The sequence below is a fragment of the Vibrio sp. J502 genome, assembly GCF_025397955.1.
In the GTDB taxonomy this organism is placed as follows: domain Bacteria; phylum Pseudomonadota; class Gammaproteobacteria; order Enterobacterales; family Vibrionaceae; genus Vibrio; species Vibrio anguillarum.
Genome location: NZ_CP104555.1, coordinates 1120330 through 1133373, shown reverse-complemented (window position 1 = coordinate 1133373; position 13044 = coordinate 1120330). Strand labels below are relative to the sequence as shown.

The 13044-nt window shown below is 45.0% G+C and carries 10 protein-coding genes and 1 pseudogene; 4 read left to right on the top strand and 7 right to left on the bottom strand.

Annotated features, from left to right (window positions below):
• Positions 1-66: 66 nt before the first annotated feature.
• A complete protein-coding gene (locus tag N5E84_RS20990) occupies positions 67-1194 on the bottom strand; it encodes an endonuclease/exonuclease/phosphatase family protein (protein ID WP_069212012.1) in 1128 nt (375 codons plus the stop codon).
• Between N5E84_RS20990 and N5E84_RS20985 the strand changes: the two genes are divergently transcribed.
• Positions 1193-2383 carry an MFS transporter gene (locus tag N5E84_RS20985; RefSeq protein WP_019282979.1) on the top strand — a complete coding sequence of 397 codons (1191 nt, stop codon included), beginning with the start codon at positions 1193-1195 and terminating at the stop codon, positions 2381-2383. The genes N5E84_RS20990 and N5E84_RS20985 overlap by 2 nt on opposite strands.
• Positions 2384-2484: 101 nt before the next feature.
• Here N5E84_RS20985 and N5E84_RS20980 read toward each other — a convergent pair whose 3' ends face one another.
• From N5E84_RS20980 to deoD, 6 genes and pseudogenes are all read right to left on the bottom strand, one after another.
• On the bottom strand, positions 2485-3615 hold the full coding sequence (locus N5E84_RS20980) for an HlyD family secretion protein (protein ID WP_019282978.1): 1131 nt from the start codon (positions 3613-3615) through the stop codon (positions 2485-2487).
• Positions 3615-4001 (bottom strand): DUF3302 domain-containing protein, encoded by a 387-nt coding sequence (locus tag N5E84_RS20975; protein WP_013868364.1) that lies wholly within the window; start codon positions 3999-4001, stop codon positions 3615-3617. The genes N5E84_RS20980 and N5E84_RS20975 overlap by 1 nt, the downstream gene beginning before the upstream one ends.
• Before the next feature lie 62 nt (positions 4002-4063).
• Positions 4064-5656 carry a GGDEF domain-containing protein gene (locus N5E84_RS20970; RefSeq protein ID WP_116285040.1) on the bottom strand — a complete coding sequence of 531 codons (1593 nt, stop codon included), beginning with the start codon at positions 5654-5656 and terminating at the stop codon, positions 4064-4066.
• Positions 5635-7122: pseudogene (locus N5E84_RS20965) on the bottom strand (hypothetical protein); the annotation flags it as partial. The gene N5E84_RS20970 and the pseudogene N5E84_RS20965, both read right to left, overlap by 22 nt.
• A 163-nt stretch (positions 7123-7285) precedes the next feature.
• Positions 7286-8755, bottom strand: coding sequence for a hypothetical protein (locus N5E84_RS20960; RefSeq protein WP_010317563.1), 1470 nt, complete (start codon positions 8753-8755; stop codon positions 7286-7288).
• A 60-nt stretch (positions 8756-8815) separates the two neighbouring features.
• Positions 8816-9526: a purine-nucleoside phosphorylase gene (deoD, locus tag N5E84_RS20955; RefSeq protein WP_013868368.1), complete on the bottom strand. Its 711-nt coding sequence runs from the start codon at positions 9524-9526 to the stop codon at positions 8816-8818.
• Between the two features lie 311 nt (positions 9527-9837).
• Here deoD and N5E84_RS20950 point away from each other — a divergent pair, with 311 nt between their 5' ends.
• Genes N5E84_RS20950 through phrB form a run of 3 tightly spaced genes read left to right on the top strand, consistent with a single transcriptional unit; the run spans position 9838 to position 13043 of the window.
• Positions 9838-10791, top strand: coding sequence for a YbgA family protein (locus tag N5E84_RS20950; RefSeq protein ID WP_026027151.1), 954 nt, complete (start codon positions 9838-9840; stop codon positions 10789-10791).
• Entirely contained in the window at positions 10781-11614 is an 834-nt protein-coding gene (locus N5E84_RS20945) for a MerR family transcriptional regulator (RefSeq protein WP_019282545.1), read from the top strand. The genes N5E84_RS20950 and N5E84_RS20945 overlap by 11 nt, the downstream gene beginning before the upstream one ends.
• Positions 11615-11630: 16 nt before the next feature.
• Positions 11631-13043 carry a deoxyribodipyrimidine photo-lyase gene (gene phrB / locus N5E84_RS20940; RefSeq protein ID WP_069212010.1) on the top strand — a complete coding sequence of 471 codons (1413 nt, stop codon included), beginning with the start codon at positions 11631-11633 and terminating at the stop codon, positions 13041-13043.
• The last annotated feature ends 1 nt before the right edge of the window (position 13044 follow it).

Genomic DNA, 13044 nt, shown 5'->3' with positions numbered 1-13044 from the left:
CATTATTTAAATCGACACAGTGAATGGCAGCATTTATTGCATCGAGAGTCGTAGCATACAAACCTATTAGCTTGGTACTGTGTTTACTTTTAATGTGACTGCGACCAGTGCATGGTCAGTACTAAAGTTATCGAGTTCATAGCTCGGGTTGATCAGATGTTGATCAAGCACAGTATAGTGGCTGATATAGCTTTTCATTGGCTGGATAAAAGGCGCGAAGTCTGCGGAAAGGAGAATATAGTCGAGTACAGATCCCGTGGCTCCGGCGTAATGAGTGGCTTTGCGAGGCTGCTCAACACTCTCGGTATGCAGATCCCAAGCATCGTAAAGCGCATAGTCAGCCAGCGGTTGTTGTGTTTCTGGTCTACGGTATAAGGCCTGCGATAGTAGTCCTTGAAACTCTTCGTGATGTAACGGTTTATTAAAATCACCCATTAGCACACAAGGCCGCCCAGTTTGTTTTTGAGTATTGACGATATATTGGTGAGTCAGGTTTGCTTCAAAGCCTCGCTGAACAGTAGAGAGCCAGCGTCCTAGCGTTTCTTGTTGCCATTCATCGATCAGATGATGAGGTGCCGCAGGGGATTCTGCCGGACGTTGAGATTTAAAATGCACAATATAGACATCGATATCCCCGAGCATTGGCAGGCAAACCGTAGCGTGTAACGGTGTACGATTAAAGCAAAAAGGGGCAGCTTGGTTTGGTAGCGTGCCATGTACGGCGCTCACTTGGCGCAGAGAATAGCGAGAGGCAATTACTACAACCGGATGGCTATAGATGTATCCATCTTTGACGATAGGTTCATCTACACAGGCCACATACGGGTAGCCTAAATCCATCATCTGGTTGCGCAGCTCATCAAAACTGAAAACTTCTTGAAAGCCAATGATATCGGCATCCAGCTGTTTGATCTTCTGGTTAAACCATTGCTTTTTTTTCTGCCACTCTGCTTGCGTGTAAATATTGTCGAACTGATAATATGCGTTCGGCGGAGCTAAATAATTGAATAAATTAATCGTTGCGAACGTAATCGTCATGTTAAATCCCAATATTTGTGTCTCGGTCGATCTTATACCCGAACGGTGTAATTTAGCAGTGCTAATCCCTAACCTTGTTTTCTGTTGTGATGAGCTCTCGCCTTTTAAGGCGACTTGAGTATATGATGCGCTGAAACATAGATAAGGATCTCTCATGTACCCTAAAGCCTCTCAAGGTTGGCGCACGCCACAAAATTTCCTATTGATTATCTCCATTATTGTGCCGATTGCATTTTCTAGTTGGATGGCACTGTTGAATAATTTCGTGATTGAAAAAGCGAATTTCGATGGTTCAGACATTGGCTTATTACAAAGTGTACGAGAAATCCCCGGATTTTTAGCCTTCACCGCCGTATTCGTTTTACTGTTCATTCGAGAGCAGCGATTTATCCTGATCTCATTGGGTATGTTGACGTTAGGAACCGCGATGACGGGTTTTTTCCCTTCTTTAACCGGGTTACTGCTCACGACATTATTGATGTCGACTGGGTTCCACTACTTTGAAACGCTTAAACAATCCTTGTCTTTGCAGTGGTTAAATAAAGATGAAGCGCCAGAAATGCTTGGCAAACTCATTTCGGTTGGAGCACTTGCATCACTGATCACCTACGGTGCTTTGTGGATAATGTTAGAAGTGTTTCAGCTCGATTTTAAATGGGTCTATGCCATTTCTGGCGGTGCTGGTTTTGTGCTGGTGTTGATCATTGCCTTTGCCTTTCCTGAATTTAAAGCGGAAGTGCCACAAAATAAAAAGCTCCTGCTACGCAAACGTTATTGGCTGTATTACGCCTTGACCTTCATGAGTGGTGCGCGTAGGCAAATTTTCACTGTTTTCGCTGGTTTCCTTATGGTGGAGAAATTTGGCTATTCAGCGGCCGATATTACCTTACTGTTTTTGATCAACTATTTGTTCAACTTTTTGTTTGCTAAACGTATTGGTAAGTTCATTGGTGTAGTCGGCGAGCGTAAAGCGTTACTGTTTGAATACACGGGGTTAATTGTTGTTTTTGTTGGGTACGGTCTTGTACAAAACGCACATTGGGCGGCGGCACTTTATGTGGTTGACCACCTCTTTTTTGCCTTGGCCTTGGCGATTAAAACTTATTTTCAGAAAATTGCAGATCCTGCGGACATGGCGTCTACAGCGGGAGTTTCTTTTACCATTAACCATATTGCGGCCGTGTTCATCCCCGCCACGTTTGGTTTAATTTGGCTTATCTCTCCGGCGAGCGTCTTTTACATTGGAGCGGTAATGGCACTTGTTTCGCTGCTTTTATCACTCAATATTCCAATTAAACCCGAAGCGGGTAATGAAGTTAGAATTCTGCGTTGGAGCGACAGGTAGCAAAAGGGTCGTTTACGACCCTTTTAACATGATGCCAATAGTCACTAGACAAGCAACATCTGGGTTGGCTGTTTTTCAACGTATGTCGTGACGGATGGTATCTAATGATCTATGTAGAGATAGTTTTGCCAACTTTTCATCCGGATGAGTACCTTACGCATAATCGAGACATGAGAGAAACTGTCTGAATAGATAGCGGCTTCAAAAGCGGTTCCGAGCGGTAGGTGATAATCGCTTAAATCATCGGTAACTTTAAGGGTGACGAGTACGCGTCCATTGGTACGTAATGCCTCAGTTCCTAGCAAGGTGCCTCGTGCTTGGATCTGGCTTTCACCAATCACAGGCAATATCTCAACCACTTCTCCTTTGAAGACTTTTCCGGGCAGTGCTCTGAACAAAAACTCGGCTTCAAAGCCCGGTTTTAGGCGTTGAAGAGAATTTTGCCTAAATGCAGCTGTGTAGATTTTATCTTCTGTGTGTACAAACGTCATCATTGGCGCTAAGGGTAATGGTACGGACATCGCACCTGGTCTGAGAGCTAATTGCGTCACATAGCCATCAGTAGGCGCTCTGACAATGGTTTGTTCAAGGTTGAATTGGGCTTGTCTAAAATCGGCAAGCAGGCGAGCAACGGTAGTATTCTCACCATTGATTTCTGAGTTTAAGGAGATATTGGCTTGATTTAGACGTGCTTGGGCGACTTCTACTGCTGCCTCTGCTGCTTTATAAGCTTGGCGACGGGTATCAAGATCTTGTTCGGTGAATGCACCCTTATCATACCCACGTTGATAACGAGTATACTCACGTTGTGCTTTATCCCGGTCAGCGATGGCCTGTACTTTCGCTGCCGCAGCTTCAGAAACATTCGATTCTAGGCCAAGTGCACCTTGGCTCGCCTCTTTGATCTGAGCTTCAATTTTTGCCAATTCCGCTTCAAAAGGCACAGGGTCAATTCTAAAAAGCACATCACCTTGTTTTAAGGGCTGGTTTGCTTGTACCGGAACCTCAATCACTCTTCCTCGTACCCCTGATACGACAGGTGTTGTGGAAAAAACTTGGCTACCCAATTGAGTAAAAGGATGATTATAGTTCATCAGTAAGATCAGGGTGCCGATCAAAATAACGCCACCTAATACAGCTGTAGGGACGGTCCACTTATTTAATGGAATTTTAAAGACTTTGAATATCGCAATACATAAAGCGGCATAAGTCATGATCAGAAGTAAATCCATTATTTTGTCTCCTGATTACTGGCATGGTCGATGTTCGCTTGAGCAACGGGTGGCTGCGCTTTTAACTCATGTAATTCTCGAGTGAGTGTTGCGACTTGATCGATAAGTTCATCGACACGATGATGAATATCGTGCTGCTCTTCTTGAAGTTTAGTGAACCCCCACCCGCGATCTTTTCGCCACAAGGTTGCCCAAATCCACAAAAATGGCCAGATTGCATGTAAGGTAAATAGACTGACCCAGCCAGAAACATGAATGGCATCTTGATGTGGATGGTCGCGCTCTTTGGCTATTTCATAAGGGATATCATGAATGACGATGATTCCATAAAAAATGACCAAGGCTACGAAAATCAGTAGACCAAGGGCAAAGTAATCTAAAAACATAGTTGCTCCTGTATTTCAATGACGAGTGTAAACGGCAGCCAATAGCTTAACGTGATGGAAAGTTACTCAGTGCACACTTGGTTGCGGCCATTCGCTTTCGCGCGATATAAGGCTTTGTCGGCGCGGTAGAATGTGCGTTGTGTATTTTCACCATCTCGATGCAAGGTTATACCGATACTGACGGTTAAGCCGCGCTCACCTAGAATATCGTGCCAACCAAATTGGAATATGCGTTCTCGATAGTTTTCGGCATGCATTTCAGCTTGGTCGAGCGAGCAATCTTCTAAAATCACCAGAAACTCTTCTCCACCAAAACGGACACAGGAGAAGCCTCGGAATTTAAAGTAGTTTTTCAACTCACGTGAAACATTGACTATCGCTTTGTCACCAACCAAGTGACTAAGTTCATCATTAATCGATTTAAAATGGTCAATATCAATGACTAGAAATGCAAATAGCTTCTCATGAAGCAGTAGGTCTTTCAGCTTTACATCTAACCAGCGGCGGTTGTGTAAAGTGGTGAGTGGGTCAGTGAATACATCCTGTTGAAGTTGGGCTACGGCATTCTTTTGATGTTCTGTGGTTTCTTTGAGCTCGCGATTTTCAATCTCAGATAAGATCAATTTCAATTGCAATTCAAAGCGCGATAAGCGACGCAGTTGATTGGCCCCCAGCTCACTAATCGGGATGTTTTTCATCAGATCAGTTTCAATTCGAAAGCCTTTTTTTTCATAAATCAGGGCGGCTTGATAAAGGCCTTGGCGCTCGCACACGGCACTGAATGCTCGATACAGCTTGGCCATCGTGGGTGACGTGTATCGTTGCAGACGTTTGTCTGTACTGGCCAGCATCATATTGGCAATATGACTTTTGCCTATTTTAGCCAGGCAGTTGGCCGTTTCAATTCGAATCATATTCGATAGCCAGGTGGAATTCATATTCCCAGCACTGTACTGAACACTAGAGAGCGTAATGAGCGCTTTATCGACTTGATCCTGATGAAGATAAAGTTGAGCTTGATAGAGTGAAATTTGCCCGGTAAGAATTTTATCGCTGACCAAAATACTCAGCTCTTCACACTCTTTAATTAGGTCGGTGGCGGCGGAGATTCGGTGCAGTTGAATGTAACACGATAGCATGTAAAGTTTATAACGCAGGCGTAATGAGCGGCTGGTGATTGCGTGATCAATACTATCAATTTTTTGATAGTAACGAAGGGCTCGGCTGTGCTCGCCATAAGCATCACACAGGTTACCCATGCCAATGACGGCTAGTACATATTCGTCAATGTAACCTGTGTCGACGGCAATATTAGAAGCGGACACATATTCGTTGAGCGCCGCGGCAAATTCACCGCTTTCCATTAGGCGATCGCTCAAACTGTTTTTCACAGACAAAATAATTTCGGCGTCCTTAGGCAATTCAAGTAATGCTAAGGCGTGACGAAGCTCCTCTATGCTAGCGGACGACTGATGCAGTTCTGAACGATACTCTGCACTGATGATGTAGCTAAGTGCTTTTTCTTTTGATGTTGAGGCTATATGTTGTCGGACGTGATTCCAGAAAATGATGGCCTCCTCTCCGGAAACGGAGGTGGCATCCAAACCCGTATCTTTAATCTTACTGAGCAGTAAGCAGTACTTCCATGCGACCATTCCTGAGGTTGACTGTCTTCCAGTTGTTCTAATGTGAATGGGAAACTCAAAATGTCTTGGAACATCACTTGAGGTAGCGACCCCGTTAATCCTTTTCTTTCCCAGGGGTATATTTCAATCATCTTAGCCAATACATGGAAGACGTGCAGCGCTGCGTCGCCTTTATCGGCAAGAAGCAGCGCTAAGCGTTCGCTACTTAAACGAGAAACGAGATCTTTTTGGTTACAGAGCGAGTGGGCAATCTCGGTACATACATCGAGGTACTTTGAGTCGTTATGTTGGATGACAATGACGGCGTGATTAGAATGCTTCAACTCGGTCTTGAACAGCATGAGTTGTTCCCACCAATAAGTCTCTGAAACTACATTGGAGAGATGTTTCTCTGGGTCGTATTCGTGTTGACCACGAATACGGTTAATGAGTTTACGTGCTCGTTGCTCAAGTTGTCGCTTAGAGGCTCTTGCTTTATCAAGGCCAATGCGCGCCGTTTGTTCTCGAAGCATCTCAACCGTAAATTGGCGATATTTCTTAAATGAGGCTAAAGAAGCTTTAAAATCACCACGCTGCTCTGCGACTAGGGATTGTTGGTAGCAAATTTGTGAAAGTAGCTCACCTTTATCAAATGAAGCAGCAGAGGCTTCAGCAAGAAGCAACAGCTCAGTTGCTTTCTTGGAGTCTTTTCTCAGCAGTTCCAAACGAGCTCGACTAATGAATGAGTGGGCCTTCATCCACACAAGGTTATGCTCTACGGCAAGTTCGAGTGCTTTGGTGGTTGCCGCTTCCGCATCTTCGATTCGTTCAAGCCCGAGCAGTGCCAAGCCGCGAAAATCCCAAACCTCGGCTTGCCAAGTTTTATCGGGATGATCCTGTAGTGCTTCTTCTGCACCATCGAGTACGGTCAGCATATCGATGTATTGGTTGAGTAAGTAGAGATCCCATGCCCAGAGAATACGGGCTTTTCCTTCTAACCAGTGGATACGGCTATTGTTCGCAACTTTAACCGCTAACTCATGAGTTGAGCATGATAGCTGATATTCGTTGGTGATACGCCAAACGTTTCCCAAACCAATCAGGCTTTCTATTTGGATCTCAACTTCATCAACCAGAGCCGATTGTTCTAGGGCATTTATCCAATATTGTTGGGCGGTATAATATTTGGCCTGACCCCAAAGTTGCAGCGCATGAATATGCAGAATTTCGGGGAGGTAGTCATCAGTATCGAGGGTGTTCTGAGTGGATAAGGCTTCTTTAATGTATTTTAAACCCACGCGGTAGTCCATTAGACACCAAGCGCAGCGAGATAAAATGATCAAACATTGAATCGCCCCTTCTGGGAAAAAGATCTGCTGTGCTCTCAATAAACACTGCTCCGCGACGATCGACACCTTCTCCGGCTCAGTTTCAATACGGGCTCTAAGCTGTTCTATTTCTATTTCAATTTCAAGAAGGTATTGGCTTTTATCCAAACGGGCTGTTCCTCAAAAGTAAGAAGCCTAAGTCACCGATTCATTATATGAAGCCAACGTTAAAGCGCACTATTTACTTTCCCAAAAGTGGGTGCATTGGTTATTCATTACCACAATAATTTGCGCTACTTCACAATCCATAATTTAAATATAACCTAAAAATCTAAGAGAGTAGTTCTTTCAACGTCAGTGGATGTTTGGTTAATTCCAAATTTTGGGCGGCGGTGAATCCATGTTTATCTTGGTAGCACAAATTGTGCCAAGCACGAAAAATATCCAGCATTGGTTGTAGGCCGCCAGGGCGAAGTTTGCGCCTCGGTTCGTTGATAAAGCTTTCGAACAACAGTTGGAAGCGTTTTTGATAGAACTCTGTTTGCTTAATCGATGCTTTATCGAGCCAAGCTTCGGGTGTTGGATTGTCTCCTGCCAAATAGCAAACACCTTTGGCAGCCTGTGCCTGATTGGCAATAGCCCAGCGATCTCGCCACCATCCCATGTGAACAATGTCCGTTTTATTCACGGAATGTCCATTTTGCCATTGCGGATCTTCCTCAACGTACATCAAGTCAACATTCTTACGCTTGATTCGCGGCAAACAGACGCTCAATGCGGCAGAACGTAAAACCGGATCTTGAGGCAGATAGATAGAAACTCGCTTATCTTCAAGGCACAAATCCAGCACGTGGAGGAAGTGAGCATAAGAGGTGTAAGGAGGGCGAATCAAGGCGCCTTTAGAAGGGTAATGAAAAGTGGTGAGGTTACCCATGGGGTCTTCAACATTACCGCGGGCTAAAATTGTTTGGTATTTCTGATCAATACGCTCACGCAATAGCGGAGATGCGTCAGGAGTGGGTAGATTCGCTTCGGATGAATGTTCACGAGAAACAAAACGCGCGGGCGAGTGATAGGGGTTGTGATCAAGCTCGCCTGCAGGCTCTTCATTGGCGGAATAGTTTACGTGCTGACAGAGTATGTAACCTGTTTTGGCTTCACCTGTTGCAAACCACAATACGCCGTTGTCGCTATGGGGTTGGAGCGGGATGTAATTGCAAGCCAGTTCATATTGGTTTGCATGATTCACCCAACGCGCATCAATCATGGCCAGTTTTCGCCGACAGCGACTGGCAATGTGCTCGACATGATCATAAAACGTTTTTGGGTTGATGGATAATTTACGGCAAATCTCTCGCACCGAATAACTCATGAAGAGTAGGCCGAGTAAGGTTTCTTGAAAAGCGAGTTTTTTGTTGGCTCCTGACCACTTATCAACAAAGGTACTCTGGCAAGCTTTGCAACGGTACCGCTGGCGATCGCCGCTGTAGCCAAAAGCGTGATAGAGGTGTTTGTGTGTATGAACAGATAAACCGAAATTTTGGCAATCATCACTGCGACAAGCGGGCAACCCGTCGCTGTGAAGCTGTCTTAAACGGTGTAATTCGTTTAACACTTCTCGGTTGTTAAGTAAGGGGGGGAAAGCTCCACATTCACGACAAACCATCGTTGGACGCTTCGGGTTTACGCGCTGCAGAACGTACCGTTCGGCTTCACTCAGTCCAAAGTTGTCACACGCCAATGTTTTACAAAAGTTGAGTTGTAAACCATCTGCGTCCTTGGGTAGTTGGTCGTTGGACACAATCGCCCCCTCGGGGTAATTTAAGGCTGCCAATTTGGGTGGGCAGCTGAGGTTTAAAAATTAGATACTAATCGCTGTTTCAAGCGCGACTTTCATCATGTCGTTAAAAGAGGTTTGGCGATCTTCAGAGCTTAATTTCTCACCGCGAATGATGTGGTCTGACACCGTAAGAATCGTCAATGCTTTTGCGCCTAGATCCGCTGCAACGCCATAAATACCGGCCGCTTCCATATCCACACCTAAGATGCCAAGCTTATTCATTTTTTCGAATAAATCACCTTCAGGTGTGTAGAACAGATCAGCGGAAAACACGTTGCCTACCTTCACGGGCACGTTTTGTGCGCGTGCTTGATTGACGGCCGTTTCAAGCAATCCGTAATCCGCAATCGCGGCAAAATCGTGGTTGTTAAAACGGATGCGGTTAACTTTGGAATCGGTTGAAGCACCCATACCAATAACGATATCCATTAGATTGACATCGTCACGAACTGCGCCACAGCTACCAATACGGATGATATTTTTTACACCGTATTCTGAAATCAACTCGTGAACATAAATCGAGCATGATGGAATGCCCATACCGTGGCCCATAACGGATACTTTTTTACCTTTATAAGTACCGGTATAACCGAACATACTGCGAACATCACAAACCTGTTTAGCATCATCTAAAAAAGTTTCAGCAATGTATTTTGCACGTAATGGATCGCCTGGCATTAGAACGGTTTCAGCGAAATCACCAACTTGCGCATTAATGTGTGGGGTTGCCATCGTTGTTACTCCAAAGTTTTCGAGTCAGCGATTTATCCGCAATAAGTGGATTAAATTACTAATTCTGTTGAATCTGATGTGTTTTGTTGAGGCAATACTAGCTAGACCTGACACTGTTCCTTGAGAGATTTGTCACAGAATGGAGGTTAATACCCTTTTTGTGGCTCATTGATAACTAAAAGTATTGAAAGTGGTAAGGCAATCGATTTGGGTAAACGTTTACCTTTTATGTGTACATAAATATATTTTGTATAAGGTGGTTGGAGTGTGCTATACATTATACAACAAATATTTTTGTATATGAGGCGGCGATGAGTAATCCAGAAATTCGTATCGGGATCAGTGCATGTGTGCTGGGAGAGCAAGTCCGTTTTGATTCTGGCCACAAAGCGAGTGACTTTGTGACCAAAGAGTTAACGAATTATTTCTCTTTCATACCCGTTTGCCCAGAGGTTGCGATTGGCTTAACCGTGCCAAGGCCTACCATTCGCCTGATCTCTCACGAAGAGCGTTTAGCGCTGGTTGAAACTAAAGATGAAACCAAAGATTACACGCAAGCCATGTTCGATTTCTCAGAACGAAAAGTTGATGAGCTCGAATTGATGAAATTGTGTGGTTATATCGTTTGTGCGAAATCCCCGACATGTGGCATGGAAAGAGTCAAAGTCTATAAGCATCAGCGAGCAGACAAAGAGGGTGTTGGGCTTTATACCGCCACTTTGATGCGTAAAATGCCGTGGTTGCCTGTAGAGGAAGATGGCCGTTTGCATGATCCTGTGCTTCGCGAAAACTTCATTACGCGTGTCTACTGTTTACATGATTTTTATCAATCGATAGGTGACAACCCGACACCGGGCAAAGTGGTGGCTTTTCATTCACGCTACAAATTGACGTTAATGGCGCATCACCCGCAAGCGTATCGAGAACTCGGCCGTTTGGTGGCTGAAGTCAAGCAGCATCCGCCACAGTATTTTATTGAGCATTATCGCCAAGGGCTAATGGATGCGCTTAAACACAGAGCGAGCCGTAAAAATAACACCAATGTTTTGATGCACATTCAGGGTTATTTCAAACGAGCCTTAAACAAAGAGCAGAAAGTAGAGTTAGCGCAATTGATTGATGACTATCGAACTGGCGAGCTTCCTTTACTTGCGCCTATTACGTTGCTCAAACATTACATAAAAATGTATCCCGATGCTTATCTGCAGCAACAGCACTATTTATCGCCTTATCCACAAACGCTAAGGTTACGTTATGGACTATGAGAACCCACTGACTAAAAACATGATGACTGAAAAATTATACGCTATTCGAGACGTTGCCGAGATGACTGGAGTAAAGCCCGTTACCTTGCGTGCATGGCAGCGCCGCTATCACCTTGTTCAGCCACAGCGCACGGAAAAAGGGCATCGCCTTTATTCACAAGAGGATATTGCGACGATTCGTATTATTCAAGGCTGGCTGGCGAAAGGGGTTTCGATTGGCAAAGTGAGTGCATTGCTTAGTGGCAGTGAAAGCATCATCGATACTTTGGCAAATCATGGTTCAGAGCTTTTAGAGCAAGAACAATTGCTGCAAGCTTTAGTGGATCTCAATAAAGGCAAAGCGGAATCAACCATTGCTACAGTATTGAAAGAGTATCCGTTAGAGATTGTTGAGCAGCAGTTTGTCTTTCCTGTCATCGACACGTTAGAGCGGGTTAAAGGACCGCTGCGCAGTTTGCAAAAAGGGCTTTTTCAGGCACTGATGATAAGCAAGTTGAGCTCGATCATTGAAGCGGAAAACAAAGCGGCAACTAAAGGAAAATGTCTTTGCGTTAATCTTGATCCAACATCGAGCATACTGGCTTGGTTATGGTTCGTGGGAAAGGTGGAAGCTGGGTATAACCTCACTATCTTAGATGGTGTCGAAGATCTTACCGCTCTTGTTGATCATGATGCTTTAGCAAACTACCAACAGGTTGCGCTGTTTGCCAATCGAGCGTTAACCGAGCAGCAAGTTCAAGCGTTACGGAAATTGCGTATCTCACTGGGAGATAAGCTTTCGTTGTCAGATGTGGTTGCTCGTCTGCACCATTCGTTAGATTAATCAGTAAGGATGTACAGTGAAATTACTCTGGCTGCGCCGAGATTTACGATCCGTTGATAATACGGCATTACATGCCGCCATTGATGGCGAAGAACCTGTTGTTGCCGTATTCATTGCAACGCCAGCACAGTGGCAAAAACACCATCTTGCTCCGATGCAGGCGGATCTTATTTATCGGCGTTTATTTGAGCTGCAACGTGAACTGCAAGCACTCAATATTGCTCTGCTGTATGAGGAAGTTGATGATTACGCTGATGCTGCGCAGCAGATTGCCACTATTGCTAAGCAGCTTAATGCCAGCGCTGTGTTGGTTAATCGCGAGTATGAAATCAATGAGTTGCAGCGTGATGAGATGGCGAGCCAGTTTTGCCTAGAGCGCCAGATCGAGTGGCGAGCATACGACGATAAGTGCATTATTGCCCCCGGTTTGGTCAAAAACAAGCAAGGTGATTATTTCAAAGTCTTTACGCCTTTTAAACGGGCGTGGTTGTCACAAGCGGCTATTCCTCAAATTTTACCAACGTCTATTTCGGCACATTATAAACGCATAAAGGATCTTGAGCCGTTGCTGTGGAGCGAACACCGCTCGTTCAGCTACCCACGCATCAGCAGTGATCATTGGGTGGTCGAGTTCGATGCAATTCGCGCTAAATTACGCCAGTTTTGCCGTGATAAGGTACAGAATTACCACCAGCAACGTGATTTCCCCGCGTTGGATTCGACCAGCGCACTATCACCTTATCTCGCAATAGGGGCGCTTTCTGCGCGTCAATGTATGGCGCGTCTATACGCTGAATCGCAACATATTGGGTTGTCTGAAGGGGCGCAAACTTGGCTGAGCGAAATCATTTGGCGTGAATTCTATCAGCATCTGATCGGGTTTCGTCCTGATCTCTGTAAAGGAAAAGATTTTGCACCTTGGGGGAAACATGTATCTTGGTGGGAGAACTCAACGGCCTTTGAACGTTGGCAGCAGGGGCAAACCGGGTTCCCTATTGTCGATGCGGCGATGCGCCAACTGAACAAAACGGGGTGGATGCATAACCGATTAAGGATGGTTGTGGCCAGTTTTCTAACCAAAGATCTGCATATCGATTGGCGGCTTGGTGAACAATATTTTATGCAAACATTAGTGGATGGCGATTATGCATCCAACAATGGCGGTTGGCAGTGGTGCGCTTCAACAGGGTGTGATGGGCAACCTTATTTTCGAATTTTTAACCCTACCAGCCAAGGGGAACGTTTTGATCCGAAAGGGGATTTTATTCGTCAGTGGGTACCTGAATTGGCTTCGTTGCCAGATAAGTACATCCACACGCCTTGGAAATTCCCTGCCGTCAATTCCTTGTCATATCCCGCGCCAATGGTTGATCATAAAGTAGAAAGAGAGATAACCTTACAGCTCTATAAAGACGCCAAGGATACCTGAT